The following is an 18,485-nucleotide window of genomic DNA, read 5'->3' as shown; positions in this document are numbered from 1 at the left end:
CATGTGGTCCAACAGGTTCATGCCCATCGGCCTACCACCGGCGACCGACGATCTGCGTCGTGAAATTCGCGAATTTCTGCATGAAACATTAGGTCCTGATTTCTCCCCTACCAGCCGCATGATGTCCTGGATGGGATTCGATGCCGAATTCACCCGCGCGCTTGGCCGCAAGGGTTGGATCGGCATGACCTGGCCACGCGAGTACGGCGGACAAGCACGCAGCGCACTCGAGCGCTATGTCTTGGCCGAAGAACTCATGGCTGCAGGAGCACCCGTGCTCGCTCACTGGACGGCCGACCGCCAAAGCGGGCCTCTGATTCTGCGCTATGGCACCGAGGCACAAAAGCAACGCTTCCTGCCGCCCATCACGCGAGGCGAATCCTATTTCTGCATCGGCATGTCCGAACCCGACTCGGGATCCGACCTCGCCGCGACACGCACGCGCGCCGAAGCAGTGGAAGGGGGATGGTGTGTCAATGGAACCAAGCTCTGGACCACCAACGCTCACCGTTGCCAATGGATGATCGCGCTGGTGCGCACGACACCGGGCAGCCAAAGACATGGAGGCCTTTCGCAGATCATCATCGATCTACAGGCACCCGGCGTCACCGTACGCCCTATCCGTGACCTCGCAGGCGACGCACATTTCAACGAAGTTGTCTTCGAAGACGTGTTCGTTCCGGACGATCAGTTAATCGGCACCGCCGGAGAAGGTTGGGCGCAAGTCATGGCCGAGCTGGCTTTTGAACGTAGTGGGCCCGAACGTTACCTGAGCGGAGCCGCGCTATTAACCGTGATGGTCGAATGGGCGAATCAACACGGCGACCATCGCGCGATCGAAGCGATAGGCCGACTCATGGCCGATGTCGTGACGCTTCGCCAGATGTCCTTGACCATAGCGGGACGTCTGGAACGTGGAGAGGACCCTCAAGTGGAAGCATCCTGCGTCAAGGATCTGGGAACCCTATTCGAACAGGCGCTGCCGGAAGTGGCGCACGCGGTGTTCGACATCGAACCACGCGTCAACAGCGGCCCCGATGGCGCGCAAGTGCTGGCTTATCTGACACAAGTCACGCCGTCTTTTTCGCTACGTGGCGGTACTCGAGAAATCCTGCGAGGCATCATCGCGCGCGGACTGGGAGCAAGATAATCATGGACGATATTCAATCCATGCTGCAAGACAGCGCCAACGCGCTGTTCAGTGATCTCGTCACCAGCGACGTTCTCCAGCGTGCAGAGGCCGGTGAATTTCCACAAGCGTTGTGGGACGCAGTGGCAGACCAGGGCTTCACGCTGGCGATGCGTGCCGACGATGTCGGCGGCAGCAATCTGTCGTGGGGGCAGGTGTATCCCCTACTGCACGCCACAGGCCGGTATACCGTACCCGTACCGTTGGCCGAGACATTGTTGGCAAATTATGTCTTAGAAACCGCAGGCTGCGCGCAGACAGATGGGAACGTCGTCATGACGATCGGATCGACCAACGCCAGCGCGATCACACTCAACGACAACGGCGCTGCCATTACGGCATCGCTAAAGAACATCCCGTTTTCAAGCCAAGCACAACGCCTCGTACTAATCACCGAAATCGACAGCGTCCCGCACATGGGCTGGATCGACCTCACGCAGATGCGTGCTTTGGGCCAATCGGCGTTCTCGGCGCAGGCGGCGCTGAATATCGCACGAGAACCACGCGACACACTGACACTGAAAGAAGCTCCAATACAAGAATGGCGTTCGGCACCCAATCTCGGCCGAGCCGCCGTCATGCGCTATGGCGCCATGCTGCGAACTGCTCAAATGGCCGGAGCCATCGAACGCATCCTGGAACAAACATTAGCGTATTCCACCGAGCGCATACAGTTTGGTCGCCCGCTGGCACAATTTCAGGTAATCCAACACCATATCGCGGAGCTGGGCTGCGAAGCGGGAGCCGTCGCCACCGCAGCGGCTTACGCTTTTGAGCAAGCAGACCAGGGCGAGGCCGGCCTGGCGATCGCCGCGGCCAAGATCCGCTCAGGCCGGGCGGCTGGCAAAGCAGCATCCCTGGCCCACGCCGTCCATGGGGCAATCGGTTTCACCTACGAGCATAGCCTGCAATACGCAACACGCAGGTTGTGGTCATGGCGCAGTGAATACGGCTCGCAAGGCTGGTGGGCACTCCGCTTAGGCCAAGCGGTATGCGCCGCAGGCCCTCAAGCATGGTGGCCCATCGCCACCTCGGGCGAACTCAATCTCAATCTCTAACTGGATCTGAAAAAAATGACCGACTTTCTAATCGAGGAACGTGATGAGCATGGCGTCGTCACGCTAACGATGAACCGTCCGGAACAGCGCAACGCCCTATCCGAAGAGCATGAAATGCTGGAGTTTGTCCAAGCCTGCCATCGCCTCGAACGCGATGACACCGTACGGGCAGTCGTGCTCACCGGTGCCGGATCCTCCTTCTCGGCCGGCGGCAATGTGAAACACATGCGCGATAAAAAGAGTTTTTCGGCGGGCTCGCCCGTACAAGTATGCGAGGCCTATCGTCGGGGAATACAACAGATCCCGCTGGCGCTGTATCACCTGAATGTACCGACCATCGCCGCCATCAATGGTCCGGCTATTGGAGCCGGCCTGGATTTGGCGTGCATGTGCGACATACGCATCGCATCGGACAGCGCCCTGTTTGCCGCGAGCTTTATCAAGCTGGGTATCGTTCCTGCCGACGGTGGGGCCTGGCTGCTGTCACGCGTACTCGGTGCGCCCAAAGCATTAGAACTGATGCTGACGGGTGATCGCATCAAGGCCGATGAAGCTCGTGAAATCGGGCTGATCACACGAATCGTCCCGGGCGATACGCTGCTTGCCGAGGCGCAGGCTATGGCACGACGGATTGCGGAGCAACCTCCGCTAACACTGCGATTGACCAAACGGCTACTGCGCGAGAGTCAGTTCGCGTCACTACAGTCATCGCTAGAGCTCGCCGCTGCCTATCAGGCGCTCGCTCATCACACCAAAGATCACGACGAGGCCGTCGCGGCATTTCTTGAAAAGCGTTCGCCCCACTACCAGGCGCACTGACGCCAGCGTTGTGTGTCAAGCCATGGCGACGGCACACATCGCCTGACGTTCCGGGCCATAGGCCCGCGTAATCATCGCGATTCGCTGCTCGATCGTCATCGCACGAAATTGATCATCGGTCAGATCGCCAAAGTTGTTGACATACTCGTCCCAGAGCACGAGGTCAGAAGCAATTTGACGGTAAGAGTACGGTTGCACGACAGTCTCCTAGTTGCCAGAGGCCTCTATTGTGCAATGCAAATATGACAGCAGTTATTTGGTCGATGGTTGCCCGACGTCAGGCACCCAATAGATTCGATAAATCGAAGTGCCGTAACGAAAAAAATCACTAATGAGAAGCGTGAGTTGGTCATACCGTTCATCGAAGCACTAGCCCAGGGCATACGGGCTGCATATTGTTCCAGGCAGTTCTTGTACACATGATAGTGACATCAATTACAACTATTCGGAGACAGTTATGCGTAAATTCGGCATCGCACTCGCCATCATCGCCGGCGCTTTTGTGACCTCTTCGGTCAGCTATGCTGCCACCTGGACCGCCTACACCTATGGCCCGTCAGACACAATGGCGACGGTCAAGAGTTTTCGCGAGATCCTGAATGCCATACAGAATGAAGTGGGCGACGATCTCAAGATTCGCTTGCGACTAGGCGGTTCCTTGCCTATCCAGGCGGCCAATATTACACAAGCCGTCGGCAATGGATCCATTCAAATCGCCGAAGACGGATTCTTTTTAGGAAACGTAAAGGTCGCGGGTATTCTGCGTTTGCCCATGCTGCTTCATACCCCTCAGGAATACGACCAGGCGGTCGAAGTACTTAAACCCTATATTGAGAAGGAGTTCGAACGGCAGGGGGTGATCGTATTGGGACGGTATATTTACCCTCATCAGACGGCATACTCAGCCAAGCCCTTGGCCGGCACAGAGGATTTTCGCAATCAAAAAATTCGCGTGACCTCGCCCGAGCAATCTGAATTTATCTCGCGCTTTGGCGGTATCCCGATTTCCATGGGCACCCCCGAGGTTGCCTCCGCACTGCAATCAGGTACGGTCGATGGTGCGCTGACAGCAAACTCCGGTGGCGGCCGGTTATGGCGCGATTCGCTGAAATACAACTATCGTTTTCCGGTGAATTACTTCGACGGTTTATATATCGTCAACAAGAAGGCCTTTGAACGATTGAGCGCAGAGACGCAAGCCGCGATCCGGGAAAAAGTGGCAAAGATGTCGCCCCTCACGACCGAACGCCTTCTCAGCGAAGAAGATGCGCTCGGAAAGTCATTCAGTGAGGCCGGCATGAAGATCGTCGATCCTCAGCAGGCGGATATCGATAAAGCGACTGCCATGATAGAACCCTATTGGGATCAGTGGGCCAAGCAGCAAGGCCCCGAAACCGTCGAAGCGCTAGCAAAAGTCCGTGCCGTCCTGAACCGCTGAGCGAGGTACGCCATGCAACATAATGAGCCTTCATATCAGCGTTCGTTCGTACTCCGAGCGCTGGAGTCCGTCATTGACTTTGAAAAGATACTCATCGAGTTCATCGTAGTCGCATTGGGGTTGCTGATCTGCGCAGAAGTTTTCTGCCGATCATTTCTACATTTCTCGTTGATGTTCACGGATGAGGTCGCAGGCTATATGCTCGTGGCAATTGTCTTCTTGGGTATGCCAGTCGCGTTATCCAAAGGGGCATTATTTCGGGTCGAACTCGTCTTGAACAAATTACCACCGCGGATTGCGCGTTGGGTCCAAATGTTGTTCGATGTGCTGTCTTTAGGCGTATCGCTGATACTTTTGTGGCAGATGGCACGCTTGGTTCATGATTCATGGCAACGCAAGATAGAGGCGCCCACCGTGCTGGCGACCCCGCTTTATATTCCGCAAATCTTTATGGTGCTGGGACTACTCACGCTAGTCATGATTCTGGTACTTCAACTGATTCGAAGTGCGGACAGCATTCGCAAAGGTACAAGCCATGAGTGAAACCGCACAGATGTTGATCGTTGGTGGAATATTCCTGCTGCTGCTAGTGGGCGGAATGTGGATTCCCTTTGCCATCGCGGTGACCGCGGCGCTATATATTTTCATGGCCAGCGGCTGGGACGGATTTGGCGGACTGGGGTTGGTGTCCTGGGGCAGTACATATAACTTTTCGCTGACTGCCATTCCGTTGTTCATTCTGATGGCTGAGTTCATGCTGGAAAGCGGCCTAAGCCAGCGCGTCTATCGAGGGATGAGTCAACTCGTGCGCTTTTTGCCGGGCGGGTTGCTCCAGACGAACGTTGCCGGCTGTGCGGCGTTCTCGGCCATTAGTGGTTCGTCGGTAGCGACTGCGGCTGCCATTGGATCTATCGCGTTGCCCCAGTTGGAGCAACGCGGCTACTGTCCACGCATTGCGGCGGGTACTATCGTGGCCGGGGGAACGTTAGGGATCCTGATTCCGCCCAGCATCGCCTTGATCATCTACGGCACTTTCACCGATACCTCCATTAGCAAGCTGTTCATGGCTGGTCTTATTCCAGGGCTCGTTCTTTGCGGCCTTTTTGCCATCTATGTTGCTATCCGGTGTTTGTTGAATCCAACGTTATCTCCGCGTGAGCACGACTCCATCGAGGCGGTTGGCTCGTCCAGGCAATTAGCTGGTGATCTATTACCGTTCACGTTGTTGATTTTACTGGTGATGGGAAGCCTGTACTTTGGCTACACGACCCCGACCGAATCGGCGGGGGTAGGCGCGCTACTGGCATTCGTAATTGGCAAAATCTGGGGCACCCTGGATTGGGCAGCATTTCGTCGGGCGCTGGGCAAGACAGTCCAAGTCAGTGGCACGATTCTATTTATCGTCTATGCCGCGTATTTGTTTTCGTATGCAATCGGGATGGTGGGCATTACGGACGAGCTGGCCGATGTGCTTGAAGCCTGGGATCTGACCCGTGGCGAACTGATCCTCGTCATCATCGTGTTCTACACATTGCTCGGCATGTTGATGGATAGTATTGGTATGGTCGTGATTACCGTACCGTTGCTCTATCCGATCTTGCTCGATTATGGCATCGATCCCATTTGGTTCGGGGTGTTGTTAGTGGTGCTGATCGAACTCGGGCAAATTACACCACCGGCGGGTTTGAATCTCTTTGTCGTCAAGAGTATTTCCCGCATAGGCCTAAGCGACATCATTAAGGGGGCACTACCGTTCTGCGCGCTCTTGTACGTGCTGATCGCCCTGTTGTACTGGTTTCCGAATCTGGCGTTGTGGATGCCCAGCGGCATGCATTGATCGAGGTTACCCATATCCATGTTTGCACAAGCCATAAAGACCGAGGTATCTGCGCTTGATCTCCTGATCAAGCGGCGGCTGTCCATGTTGAACCGCGCTTATGGGGCGCAGAACGAGGAGGAGATGACATGATTCCAGAACGTGTACTCGAACACCCAGGTATTGTCTTGACCGAGCAGCAGCGTAGACGGTTTTTCGCGGACGGCTTTCTCGTCCTTGAAAAATATGTGCCAGAGGCATGGCTAAAACGCCTGCGGCACGCGACAGAGGAACTCATCGAACACAGTCGCTCAGTGACCGAATCAAATAGCACCTTCGTTTTAGAAGAAGGGCACAGCCCGGAAAACCCTCGTTTGCACCGGGTATCCAGCCCGCAGGATCAGCATCCGATCCTGTGGGAGTTCATGAGCGATCCGGTGCTGACTGACCTGGTCGCCGATGTCGTTGGTCCCGACGTCAAGTTCCATCATGCCAAGCTCAACATCAAATCGGGGAAAGGTAGTCGAGGCTTTGACTGGCATCAAGATATCCCGGCCTGGCCCCATACTGACTATAGCCCGGTGACAGTTGGCGTCTACATCAATGGATGTACACCTGAACAGGGGCCGCTGTCTTTTATTCCGGGCAGCCACATGGGGCCCCTGTATAGCATGTACGACCATGACGGAAATTTTGTCGTTCGTATTCGTGATGAAGATCTAGGCTGGATGGCTGACGATATGGCGGTCAAGCCGGTCGGGGGCCCCGGAACCACGATATTGCTCAATTGCCGGACGGTGCACGGCTCGACACCGAATCGATCGCCTGACCCGCGTCTGCTTTTATTGCCGGTGTACTCGTCTGCGGATTCCTTTGCGTATACGCCTAGCCCTATCCCCAGCCGCCACCAGGGAGACATCGTTCGAGGCCAGCCGGCACGTTATGCCAGTATGGATCCGCGTCCTTGTGAAATGCCGCCTGATTGGCGAAATGGCTATCGAACGGTATGGCAGTTCAAGAAAGACACTGAATCCACCTGAGTTTCCGCAGGTTTTACACCCCGGAGCCGTTTTTGCCTTGGGGCGGCCCGGCGGCAGGGAGTACCCCCACGCTGCGCCTTCGGCTTGCTGCCCCCCAAAGGGGGCCGTTTTTGCCTTGGGGCGGCCCGGCGGCAAAAGAACATTAACCGGTAAAATCGGGGGCATCTTGTCCCGACCTCATTGAAAAAATGAAGCGTCCCTGCTGGGAACAGCAGTGCCGCTTCTTTTTTCGCATTTCCGGAGGCTGTTTTGCCCCGCCCGATTGAACACCTGCTTGACCCCTTCCCTGCCGAGTCCCCCACTGTTGCCCCCAAGGGGCTATTGCGGTTCCTGTGGGCCTGCTCGCACGGCGCGCGCCGCTATCTGGCCATGCTGGCGTTATTCAGTGCGGCCGTATCCATCTACGAAGCGTGGCTGTTCGCGTTCCTGGGGCAGATCGTGGATTTTCTGTCAGATTGGCATCCCGAGGGGCCCCTTGCTGCGCAAGAGACCCGCGTCCTCTGGAGTATTGGTATCGTGCTGGTCGCCAGCATTGGCCTCGTCGCGGTACGGACCGTCATTCAGCATCAGGTGCTGGCGATCAATTTACCGCTGCGGTTGCGCTGGAATTTTCACCGTCTGATGTTGCGGCAAAGCCTATCATTCTTTGCCGACGAGTTTGCCGGCCGCGTCACCACCAAGGTCATGCAGACCGCGCTGGCGGTCCGCGAGGTGTTGTTTACCGTCTCGGAGATACTGCTCGGTATCGGCATTTACTTCGTCACCATCATTGCCCTGGCGGGTAGCTTCGACATTCGACTGATGCTTCCCTTCATCGTCTGGATTGTCCTGTACGCGATCACGGTACGGTACTTCATCCCTCGGCTGGGTAAAGTCTCGCAAGAGCAGGCTCATGCGAGATCATCCATGACGGGGCGGGTCACCGATGCCTACGCCAACATCACCACGGTCAAATTATTCTCGCATACACACCGCGAAGCCCACTTTGCCCGCGCCGCCATGGAGGATTTCAAAAACACGGGCTACCGCCAGATGCGCCTCGTCAGTCAATTCGAAATCGCCAATCAGGTGTTGATCGTCGGACTGATTCTGTCGGCGGGTGGCTATGGCCTGCACCTATGGCACGCTGGTGCGATTGGTCCAGGGGCCGTCGCGGCTGTGACGGCGATGGCTCTACGAGTCAACGGCATGTCCCACTGGATCATGTGGCAGATGACCTCGCTCTTTGAGGCTATCGGTACAGTACAAGACGGCATCGCCACTTTTTCGCGCAAAAGCGCCGTCCAGGACCAGACTGATGCCCCGACGCTACAGGTCACGCAGGGCGAGGTCGTATTCGATCAAGTGTCTTTTAACTACAACGGGGAACGCCAAGTCCTGGATGGTCTGAAGCTGGCCGTCAAACCAGGAGAAAAAATTGGCCTGGTCGGCCGCTCGGGCGCAGGCAAATCGACGCTGGTGAATCTGCTGCTGCGCTTTTACGACGTCGATAGCGGCCGTATCTGCATCGATGGTCAGAATATTGCACACGTGACGCAGGACAGCCTGCGCAATGCGATCGGCATGGTCACACAAGACACGTCATTGCTCCATCGCAGCATCCGCGACAACATCGCCTACGGACACCCCAACGCGAGCGACGCAGACATACGCAGGGCAGCCATACACGCCCAGGCCGATGAATTCATCCAGCGTTTGAGCGACCCACACGGACATACGGGCTACGACACCCAAGTCGGCGAACGTGGTGTGAAACTATCCGGCGGGCAGCGTCAACGCATCGCGATCGCACGTGTCATGCTCAAGAACGCGCCCATTTTGCTATTAGATGAAGCGACAAGCGCGCTGGACTCCGAAGTAGAAGTCGCGATCCAGGAAAGCCTGAGCGAAATGATGCAAGGCAAGACCGTGATCGCCATCGCACATCGCCTCTCGACCATCGCAGCCATGGATCGATTGATTGTGATGGATCAAGGCAAGATTATCGAGCAAGGTAGCCACGCAGAGTTGCTGAGCCACGGCGGGGTTTATGCGCATTTGTGGCAACACCAGAGTGGCGGGTTTCTCGGGCAGGAAGTGTAACCTCACACGCGTTTCATCACAGCTTGCCCACTGGAGATCAACGTCTCGCCCGAGGATATCTCCCCTTGCACAAAAACAAGGCTTTTCGTGGCACGCAGTACGCGTGCGCGTGCCTCCAGGAACTGCCCTGGCCTCGCCGCGGCAAGGCAGTGCATATCCAACTGCACCGTCACGCAAGGCTCGCGGGACAAGGCCTCCCACGCGGCAATACTGACCGTTTGATCCATCAGCGTCGCGATGAGTCCGCCATGCACGAGCCCCATGGGATTAGCGTGCTGGTCACCGGTCAATACTCCATAGGCCCAGACTGACTCCTCGCGGCGAGACCAGATCGGCCCGATCAATGCAGAAAAACCCTGGCTGGTGCGTTCGCGCCAGCCATCGTCACGTAATGCCTGTTCGGTAATTACGTTTTGCGTCATCGTTATGCCCTGGCCGCCAGCAACGTCGATAAGGTCTGCGCCTCAATGAGCAGCTCTTTGATTAATGCCTGAGTTTTGGACGCAGGCAGTTGATTGGATAGCGCAGCGGCGACCAGGGAATGCGAAAGCCTGTCATGCGCATTGAAGACCGGCACGGCAATCACGGTCACGCCGTCGATGTAGTTTCCCCGATCGATGCTGTAGCCCTTTTTTCTCACTGCCTCGACGTCTTTACGCCAAGCCTCGATATCTGGCGGCTGATCCCAACGCAACGCCTTAAAACGTCGTTCGATCTCGGCATCGTCCATGCTGGTGGTATAGGCGCCAACCAACCTGCCGGTTGCGCTGATCAAGGCCGGAAAACGGCTACCGACATCGACATGCAACCGGAAGGGGGCATGTGAACGCGATAACGCCAACACCACCATATGATCCTGGCTGGTGATTTCAACGCCGATCGCGGTGACGTTCGCCTCCTTGGATAGGCGATCCAATACCGGCTGCGCCAAGGCCGGAAAAGGACTGCTTTCAATCACGCTGCGCGCCAATGTCAGCATGCCTACATCCAGGCTATAGCGCTTGCTGGCCACATCGACCTTGACCAGCCCCTCGCTCACCAGCGCGCGCAGTATATGCAGGCACGTACTCGTGACCATCCCGAGCTCTTCGGAAATGGTCTTCAACGGCAGCGGGTCGCCACCGCGCCCGAGCAATCGCAAGATGGCGAAGGCCCGTGTCACGGCGGGCACTTCGCGGATACGGGGTCCCGATCTGGCGGGCGTGCTCTGTACTTCGTTCATATACCTCTTGCCTCCCTCTATTGCGGTAAGGATACGACGCTTTTCTGTTTTTGAATCGTCGATCTGTTTTTGTTAATTGTACTAATACAATTAACAAACGTAATTGACAATTTTATTTGGGCTGCGTAAAGTGAACTCAAACCAACGAGGAGACAGGAACGTCATGCCAACATTGACGGAATACCTCACTTACGCCGATGCGCAACAGCACTGCTCACCCGAGAAACTCTGGGAGCTGTTCGATGGCGATCGCGTGCACATGAACATCGCGCACGAATGCATCGATCGGCACGCGGACAGCCGCAGGCCCGCCGTCATTCTCATCAAGGCAACGGGCGAAGACGAAGTGCTGGGCTTCGACGAGCTATCACGTGACGCATCGCGCTTTGCTCACGCGCTGGTCGCCCGCGGCATCGAGCCCGGCGACCGGGTAGCCGTCATGCTCGAGCCCTCGCGCGAGTTCTACGTCGCGCTATTCGGAGCGATCAAGATGGGGGCCATCGCAGTGCCCTTGTTCACCTTGTTTGGTCCCGATGGCATCCGCCTGCGCATCGACGACTGCCGCCCTCGCTTACTGATCACCAATGCCGAAAAGGCCTCGCAGGTGCCCGCCATGCCAGGTCTGGACATCGTGGTGGCAGGCGCAGATTTTGTATCCGGTCTAGCCGACTATGCCGGGCACTTCGAGTGCAACAGCCGCGCAGATGATTTTGCGATTTTTCAGTACACCTCCGGCACCACGCGCGAGCTGCCCGATGCCGTGAAACACAGCCATCGCGCTATCGTGACGCTGATGCTCGCCGCACTCTACGGCAGTGGCATCCGCCCGGGAGACCGGTTCATGTGCCCGTCGTCACCGGCCTGGGGACATGGCTTGTGGCATGGCACGCTAGCGCCGTTGGCACTAGGCGTGACCATTGGCGCCTATAGCGGGAAATATCACGCCGAGCGCTTGCTCAAGGCGCTGCAGGATCATCGTTTTAACAACATGTCTGCCGCTGCGACCCATTACCGCATGATGCGCAACGCTGGCGTCGCGACGAACTACCAATACTTTCTGGAAAAACTCTCCTTTACGGGCGAGCCGATCGATAGCGAAACCGCAGAGTTCGTGGTCGACACATTCGGTGTGCCGGCAGGCAGCATGTATGGCACAACAGAAATCGGTGTCTGCCTGGTGAACTACCCCGGCGCGCCAGATTTTCCGATCAAGCCGGGATCACTGGGCAAACCCGTACCCGGTCTGCGCGTGGAGGTCCAAGACCTTGGCGGCGCGCCCTGCCCGCCCGGCATCACCGGTGAGATCAAGCTCTGGCGACGCGACGAATGGGTCGCCACCAAAGACTTGGGACGCGTCGATGCGGACGGTTATTTCTGGCACGGGGGGCGCGCCGACGATGTCATCATCTCCGCCGGCTGGACGATGAGTGCCGTTGAAATCGAAGACGCGATTCTCAAGCATCCTGATGTGACCGAGGCCGCAGCCATTGGCGTGCCCGATGCCTTGCGTGGACAAATCGTCAAGGCCTTTGTCGTCAGCCCGCGCTTGGGCGATGACGCGTTCACCCAAGAAATTCAAGACACCGTACGAACCCAATTGAGTCAGCACGAATATCCACGACAAGTCGTTTTCGTTGCTGAACTCCCCAAGACCCCTGCAGGAAAAATTCACCGCAAAAAACTTCGCGATCAAGAAGTCGCCCCTCTCGCCACGGCTGCCGCCGTGCAATGACCATAAAAACGGAGACGTCATGTTGACCCAAACTCAAACTCAACGAAGCTTTCCCAAGATCACGGAACGCGGTCTGGCCGATCTACGTGAGCGTATCGGCGTGAAAATCGGTTTTACCGCCGAACCATGGTGCTACGAGGCGACGCGCGACAACATCCGCCACTACGCACATGGCATTGGCGACGACAACCCGTTGTGGTGCAACCCGGACTATGCTGCCAAGACAAAATATGGCGGCATCATCGCCCTGCCCAGTTTTCTATTCGCGACCAGCCGCATTGTGTCGGGCTATGTCGGTGGCCTGCCCGGCGTTCATGCAATGTGGTCGGGTGCGGACTGGACGTGGCACAAGCCGGTACAGCGCAATGACGTCATCTCTACCGAAGCGCATCTGAAAGACCTGATCGAGCACGAGACCCGTTTTGCGGGCCGCGCCATCCAGCAAATCTATCACGTTGATTTCTTCAATCAAGAGGGCGACAAGGTGGCGGAGGCCGATAGCTGGTGCTTCCGCACAGAACGCGACCATGCGCGCGAACAAGGCAGCAAATACAAGGAGGTCCGCGCTCGCGAGCCCCACCGCTATAGCGAAGAAGAGATCCGTGAGGCATACAAACTCTATGCCCAAGAAGAAGTCCGGGGCGCACGCGCCCGCTACTGGGAAGACGTCACCGAAGGCGAAGCGTTACCCGTGCTATTCAAAGGCCCAATGACCGTAACTGGCTTCATCGCGTATGCGCAGGGTTGGGGCGGGCTGTACATTCGGGCCAATAAGCTGGCGTGGCAACTCATTGACGCGCATCCCGGCGTCGGGATCACTAATCGCTTCGGCGTGCCTGACGTACCGGAGCGTGTGCATTGGGAAGAAGACTTTGCCCTCGAGGTAGGCGCCCCGGGCGCTTATGACTACGGTCCCGAGCGTAACTCTTGGCTAACCCACCATCTGACGAACTGGATGGGCGATGACGGCTTTTTGCGCAAGTCGCACTGCAAGATCCGCCGTCACAATCCCGAAGGCGACATGCTGTTCTTCAAGGGCACCGTCAAACGCAAGTACGTCGAGGATGGGCGGCATCTGGTCGAGATCGAACAGGAAGCCCGCAATCAAAATGACGAACTATCGGTCCTGGGCACGGGCGTCGTAGAGCTCCCCTCGCGCGGCTGAACGCCGCTCCACAGAGCCCCGGTTGCGGCCGGGGTTCGCTGCATGTGAGGTAACGATCATGCTAGACCTTCATCACAAAGGCGCGCTAAACAGCCTCAGGGTGATAGATCTGTCCAGAGTCTTGGCCGGACCGCTGTGCACGCAGATGCTTGCAGATAACGGCGCAGACGTCATCAAGGTAGAGCCGCCCAGCGGCGATGAAACGCGCACGCTGGGTCCCCCTTTCGACGACCAGGGGACGGCGGCGTACTTTCATGCTGTCAATCGAGGCAAGCGCGCCATGACGCTGGACTTGGCGCAGTCCGAAGGCCGCGACGTTTTGTTGCGGCTACTGGAAAATGCAGACGTACTGGTCGAGAACTTCCTGCCTGGGACGATGGCTCGTTGGCGGCTGGACTACGACACGGTGCTCGCGGAGAAATTCCCGCGTTTGATTTATTGCTCGATCTCCGGATTTGGAGATCAGGGACCACTGGGTGGCATGCCGGGGTACGACGCCATTCTGCAAGCCATGTGCGGATTGATGAGCATCAACGGCGACTCGACCTGCGGTCCGACCCGCATCGGCGTTCCGATTGTGGATCATCTCACGGCCTACACGGCTATGTCGGCCATCTTGATGGCCGTCGTCGAACGCAGTCTCAGCCAGCGCGGCCAGCGTGTCGAAGCCACACTATTTAACGCCGCGCTGAGCCTGCTGGTCCCACACGCCGCCAACTGGATGTATTCCGGCAAGACGCCTCAATTACTCGGTAGCGCCCATCCCAATATTGCGCCGTACGACAAGTTCAACTGCAAAGACGGGCCGGTTTTCCTGGGCATTCTGAATGACAGGCAATTCAGGCGGTTCTGCGATTACATCGGCCTGGCCGAGCTGATCACGGACACCCGTTTTGACAATAATGCCGCCCGGGTCACGCACCGTAGCGATTTGAATGCAGCCATTGAAAACCGTCTCGCGACAAGAGAACGTCAAACGCTTTGTCAGGAGCTCATGCAATTGGGCGTACCCGCGGGCCCCATCAACACTGTGCCACAAGCATTCGCCCAGCCTCAAGCCGCTGCCGCCCGCGTTGACGTCGACGGCTATCACGGCGTCGCACTGCCGAACCATCTGTGCCGTACGCCGGGTACGCCGGGAGGATTACCTCCCCGGTATGCACAACATACGGAAGAAATTCTGCTCGAAATCGGGCTGGAACCCCAGTACATCGCGCAGTTGCGACAGCGCGGTGTTTTATCCGCCCCATCGGGCGTCAGTTCCCCAGGCAGTCAGGCATAACCAAAACAGTCGTTCATCATCCACCAGGAGACACTCATGAAAAGATTGTTCATTGCAGTGATGTTTGCCACGTTGTCCGTCAGTCAGCCCGCCATCGCCGCATCCTATCCGGATAAACCCGTGCGGGTGATCGTCCCCTACCAGGCTGGCCAGGGTACGGATGTCGCCACGCGGTTTCTGGCGGAACGCCTAACCAAAACTCTAGGCCAAACATTTGTCGTCGAAAATCGTCCGGGTGCCGGTGGCAACATCGGTACAGCCGAGACCGCACGTGCCGCCCCGGACGGCTATACCATCATGATGGGCACGAACGGGACACATGTCCTGAATCAGTACCTCTATAAAAACGTCTCTTTCAACCCGGAAAAAGACTTCGATCCCGTCATTCTGGTCAGCACCTTTCCCATGGTACTGGTGACGCCGCCGGACTCACCCTACACCGATGTGAAATCCATCCTCGCGGCCGCAAAAGCCAAACCCGACAGCGTGGACATCGGCCTGCCCAGTACCACTGCCCGGTTGGTGCTGGAACTGCTGAAAAAGCAAACCTCTACCCGCTTTACCGGCATCCCGTACAAGGGCTCAAGCACCCTGCTGACGGATCTGATTGGTGGCCGCGTCAAACTAGCCATTGATACGGTCAGCGCATCTCGTGCCATGATCGACGCGGGCAAGATCACAGCGCTAGCCGTCACCTCTCTCAAGCCGTCAGCACTCTTACCGGGCATACCGTCAGTCGCGGAGGAAGGCGTCGAGGGCTTTCAGGTGATCGCGTGGAACGGTGTCTATGCGCCCCACGGCACTCCCGAAGAAGCCATCCAGACACTGAATGGCGCGATCGCCAAAATCATCAAGCAGCCCGACGTTCAAAAGCGCTTGCTAGAACTCGGCCACGAGCCCGCCGGCGGCACGCCGGGGGATCTGGCCAAGTTTGCGCAAAGCGAACGCAAGAAATGGGCACCGGTGATCAAAGAGGCCGGGTTGCAGGTGGATTGATTTAACGACATTGACATCCCCCCTTTTCTGAAAGAAGGGGATTCCTCCGGCATTACGCGATGATTTGCGTAGCTGCCAGAATCCCCTGTGACGCGCACATTGAAGGCCGGCAAAACGCACAAGCCCCCGCTCCAGGTTGGAGACGGGGGCCGATTTTGCTCAACAGCTAGGACGCTGATCAAAGCCTGAGGTGTGGCGAATCACTGTCCCGACATTGTTGAACGCTCATTGGGAACGACTGGCATTCCCACGGGCAGCCCCAGTGCCCCGAACAGTAAATCCTGCGCCTCACGCGCCTTTGCACCCATCGCAAATGTCCTCGCGTCGTGTCCGTTAATGCTCTTGGCGTGTATGTCAGCCCCGGCATCTATCAGCGTCAGCATCATATCGACTCGGTTCAGGCGGTTAGCAACCATGAAGGGGGTGATCTGGTTGTCATCGCCCGCGTTGACATCCGCGCCCGACTCGATCAATAGTTCAACCATGTGGAGCTCGTTATTCTCAATGGAGACTCTCAAGGGGGAAAAACCAGAGGCGTTGGGCAGGTTAACGTCAGCCTGCATATCGATCAACGTCTTGACGAGTGGCATGTCGTTTTCTTGAACTGCCTTCAACACGAGCGTGGTCCTGCCAGGATGCGTGGCGTTGACATTCGCGCCTGCCGCGTGCAACTGCTGCATAATGGCAATGTCTTTGCGACCGGTGGCGATCATAAAGGGGGTCAGTTTGTCGGCACTTCGGAGTTCGAGATTTGCGACGTGCTCGATCAATATTGAAATGATATCAGCGCGACCTTGTTCCGTCGCGAGCGTCAAGGCGGTAGAACCGTAATTGTCTCGGGCATCGATATCGGCGCCGATCTTTAGCAGGGCGGCGACGGCGGCGGCGTGGCCGGAAGCTGTCGCGATCAGCAACGCGGTTTTCCCCAACAAGAGCGGTGAGTTGGCGTCCGGCAGAGTATTTGACAGTCGGTGCACGGCACGGACCTCGAGTTGAGCATGCTTTGCATGGAGCATGTGGATAATCTCAACCCGATCGTTCGCTGCAGCGATCATCATCGGCGTGTAGTGGCGCTGATCCTTGCCTTCGATGTTTGCCCCTTCGTTCAGCAGCATCTTTACCCCATTTGCACGATTCTTCTTTGTGACAATCATGATGGGGGTGACCCCAGCAGTATCGGGTACATCGATATCCACATTCGCTTCTCGTAGCGCCTTGAACAACTCTGCCGAGTCGTATTTGACAGCGTAGACCAATAACCTTTGGCCTTCCTCCGGGGTCAAGCCGTCAAGCGCGCCTCTTTCGAGGAGGGTGGTAACCGCAGCGGTGTGGCCGTATTTCACGGCTAGCACCAAGGGGGAATTCCGTCTTCCATCCGTAGTGTCGATGCGTGCGCCCAGATCAAGCAAGACGGTTATCGCCTCGGCGTGACCCCACCTCGCAGCAAGACCCAGGGGCGTTCTCAGGGGGATCCCGGCTCGTCCTTCGATGCTTGCCTTCCCGTTGATGACTAGCTCTTTGATGACTTCGACGTGACCCTTACCCGCCGCCGTCGTTAGCGCAGTATCTGAAATGGACGTTTTGTGATGTACGTCGGCATTGGCGTCGATTAGGGCACGAACCATCGCGACTTGGTTGTAGGTGGCGGCAAGGGTCAAGGCCGTCTCTTTGACCGTATTTAACCACTCGTCGACAGGTGTGCCGTGCGCAATCAAAAGTTTCGCTGCGGACACCTGGCCAGTCATTACAGCGATTTGCAGAGGCTGATAAGGGCAGTGTTTGGGGGAGCGCAATGCAGCTCCGGCGGCCAGTAGTCTATCGATCGCCATAACATGGCCATTCTTGATGGCAAGCAACAACGCGGTGTAGCGATACGTCGAATTGACGGGGCCGCTCTCCAATTCATTTGAGCGTTGAGCGCGGCGGCGGGATATATCAGTGAGTCTAACTGGCAAACTTAAGGCTTTCGTCGCATAACGGGCTGCTCCGATCGGAACCACGATGCTGTTGACGTCCGCACCGGCATCCAGCAACGCCTGCATTGCCGTGAGGTGCCCGCCCTGGGCCGTGAGCGCCAGTGCTGTAAAACCCTCTCTATCGAGGGCGTCCAGGAAGTCGGTATCGCTGCTTGCTAGAGGATCCTGGCAATATTCAGCGCTGGCGATTCTGACTTGCCACTCATCACTATCGCAGCGCAGAACAGCCTTGCCTTCATTGTCATAGCGGATCAAGGCATCTATTGATTCGGCGTCGCCGAGCCTTGCCGCGACGTGCAGGGGCGTTTGGCCATCATCATTGACCTGGCTCAGGTCGATACCCGGACGTTCGAGAATTTGCTTGACCGCAGCGGTGTTGCCGCTGGCGATGGCGTTAAATAATGCGTTCCCTACCGTCGTGCCGTCAGCTTCCGCAGTCGTGAACTCGATCATGGCAGGGTGGGAAATAGGGGTGGAACGATTGGCACCGAACATGTGGACCTCCTCAATGGATACCACGATGAGTGACCATGTTGATACCCAGAGTTCCAATATGCAGAATTTTATGGTAATGCCGACCGGCTGGTGAGGCCCGGGGTGGATGGAGATAGCAGTGAGGATTGAGCGCCACAGGGTGGGTTGTAAGCCTCTGGCCGGAGGCGGCGGGCGT

The 18,485-nt window shown here is 57.2% G+C and carries 16 protein-coding genes; 12 read left to right on the top strand and 4 right to left on the bottom strand.

Annotated features, from left to right (window positions below; genetic code table 11):
- The first annotated feature begins 1 nt into the window (after position 1).
- The 3 genes from ACYVDM_RS15300 to ACYVDM_RS15290 are packed head-to-tail and all read left to right on the top strand — an operon-like array spanning position 2 to position 3,066.
- Positions 2-1,150, top strand: coding sequence for an acyl-CoA dehydrogenase family protein (locus ACYVDM_RS15300; RefSeq protein ID WP_415792480.1), 1,149 nt, complete (start codon positions 2-4; stop codon positions 1,148-1,150).
- A gap of 2 nt (positions 1,151-1,152) precedes the next feature.
- On the top strand, positions 1,153-2,247 hold the full coding sequence (locus ACYVDM_RS15295) for an acyl-CoA dehydrogenase family protein (RefSeq protein ID WP_415792481.1): 1,095 nt from the start codon (positions 1,153-1,155) through the stop codon (positions 2,245-2,247).
- Positions 2,248-2,262: 15 nt separating this feature from the next.
- Positions 2,263-3,066: a crotonase/enoyl-CoA hydratase family protein gene (locus tag ACYVDM_RS15290; protein WP_415792482.1), complete on the top strand. Its 804-nt coding sequence runs from the start codon at positions 2,263-2,265 to the stop codon at positions 3,064-3,066.
- A 15-nt stretch (positions 3,067-3,081) separates the two neighbouring features.
- Here the strand turns inward: ACYVDM_RS15290 and ACYVDM_RS15285 are convergent, their stop codons facing one another.
- Entirely contained in the window at positions 3,082-3,264 is a 183-nt protein-coding gene (locus ACYVDM_RS15285; RefSeq protein ID WP_415792483.1) for a hypothetical protein, read from the bottom strand.
- A gap of 259 nt (positions 3,265-3,523) precedes the next feature.
- Here ACYVDM_RS15285 and dctP point away from each other — a divergent pair, with 259 nt between their 5' ends.
- The 5 genes from dctP to ACYVDM_RS15260 all read left to right on the top strand — a co-directional run bounded on the left by dctP (position 3,524) and on the right by ACYVDM_RS15260 (position 9,442).
- A complete protein-coding gene (gene dctP / locus ACYVDM_RS15280; protein WP_415792485.1) occupies positions 3,524-4,504 on the top strand; it encodes a TRAP transporter substrate-binding protein DctP in 981 nt (326 codons plus the stop codon).
- A gap of 12 nt (positions 4,505-4,516) precedes the next feature.
- Entirely contained in the window at positions 4,517-5,047 is a 531-nt protein-coding gene (locus ACYVDM_RS15275) for a TRAP transporter small permease (RefSeq protein WP_415792486.1), read from the top strand.
- Positions 5,040-6,341 (top strand): TRAP transporter large permease, encoded by a 1,302-nt coding sequence (locus ACYVDM_RS15270; RefSeq protein WP_415792487.1) that lies wholly within the window; start codon positions 5,040-5,042, stop codon positions 6,339-6,341. Before ACYVDM_RS15275 ends, ACYVDM_RS15270 begins: the two co-directional genes overlap by 8 nt.
- A gap of 128 nt (positions 6,342-6,469) precedes the next feature.
- Positions 6,470-7,360: a phytanoyl-CoA dioxygenase family protein gene (locus tag ACYVDM_RS15265; protein WP_415792488.1), complete on the top strand. Its 891-nt coding sequence runs from the start codon at positions 6,470-6,472 to the stop codon at positions 7,358-7,360.
- A 249-nt stretch (positions 7,361-7,609) separates the two neighbouring features.
- Positions 7,610-9,442 carry an ABC transporter ATP-binding protein gene (locus ACYVDM_RS15260; protein WP_415792489.1) on the top strand — a complete coding sequence of 611 codons (1,833 nt, stop codon included), beginning with the start codon at positions 7,610-7,612 and terminating at the stop codon, positions 9,440-9,442.
- Positions 9,443-9,444: 2 nt separating this feature from the next.
- On the opposite strand, the gene ACYVDM_RS15255 is transcribed toward ACYVDM_RS15260, so the two are convergent.
- Together ACYVDM_RS15255 and ACYVDM_RS15250 are read right to left on the bottom strand one after the other, a co-directional pair.
- Positions 9,445-9,864: a PaaI family thioesterase gene (locus ACYVDM_RS15255; protein ID WP_415792490.1), complete on the bottom strand. Its 420-nt coding sequence runs from the start codon at positions 9,862-9,864 to the stop codon at positions 9,445-9,447.
- 2 nt (positions 9,865-9,866) lie between these two features.
- Entirely contained in the window at positions 9,867-10,664 is a 798-nt protein-coding gene (locus ACYVDM_RS15250; protein WP_415792491.1) for an IclR family transcriptional regulator, read from the bottom strand.
- A 163-nt stretch (positions 10,665-10,827) separates the two neighbouring features.
- On the opposite strand from ACYVDM_RS15250, the gene ACYVDM_RS15245 reads away from it, so the two are divergent.
- The 4 genes from ACYVDM_RS15245 to ACYVDM_RS15230 are packed head-to-tail and all read left to right on the top strand — an operon-like array spanning position 10,828 to position 15,839.
- Positions 10,828-12,396 carry an acyl-CoA synthetase gene (locus ACYVDM_RS15245; RefSeq protein WP_415792492.1) on the top strand — a complete coding sequence of 523 codons (1,569 nt, stop codon included), beginning with the start codon at positions 10,828-10,830 and terminating at the stop codon, positions 12,394-12,396.
- Between the two features lie 19 nt (positions 12,397-12,415).
- Positions 12,416-13,561 (top strand): FAS1-like dehydratase domain-containing protein, encoded by a 1,146-nt coding sequence (locus tag ACYVDM_RS15240; RefSeq protein WP_415792493.1) that lies wholly within the window; start codon positions 12,416-12,418, stop codon positions 13,559-13,561.
- 58 nt (positions 13,562-13,619) lie between these two features.
- Positions 13,620-14,843, top strand: a complete 1,224-nt coding sequence (locus ACYVDM_RS15235; protein WP_415792494.1) for a CaiB/BaiF CoA transferase family protein — start codon at positions 13,620-13,622, stop codon at positions 14,841-14,843.
- Between the two features lie 36 nt (positions 14,844-14,879).
- Positions 14,880-15,839: a Bug family tripartite tricarboxylate transporter substrate binding protein gene (locus tag ACYVDM_RS15230; RefSeq protein WP_415792495.1), complete on the top strand. Its 960-nt coding sequence runs from the start codon at positions 14,880-14,882 to the stop codon at positions 15,837-15,839.
- A 200-nt stretch (positions 15,840-16,039) separates the two neighbouring features.
- Here the strand turns inward: ACYVDM_RS15230 and ACYVDM_RS15225 are convergent, their stop codons facing one another.
- Positions 16,040-18,310 (bottom strand): ankyrin repeat domain-containing protein, encoded by a 2,271-nt coding sequence (locus ACYVDM_RS15225; RefSeq protein WP_415792496.1) that lies wholly within the window; start codon positions 18,308-18,310, stop codon positions 16,040-16,042.
- Positions 18,311-18,485: the final 175 nt, after the last annotated feature.

The sequence above is a fragment of the Bordetella tumulicola genome, assembly GCF_054779135.1.
This window is presented reverse-complemented; position numbering and strand designations above follow the sequence as displayed.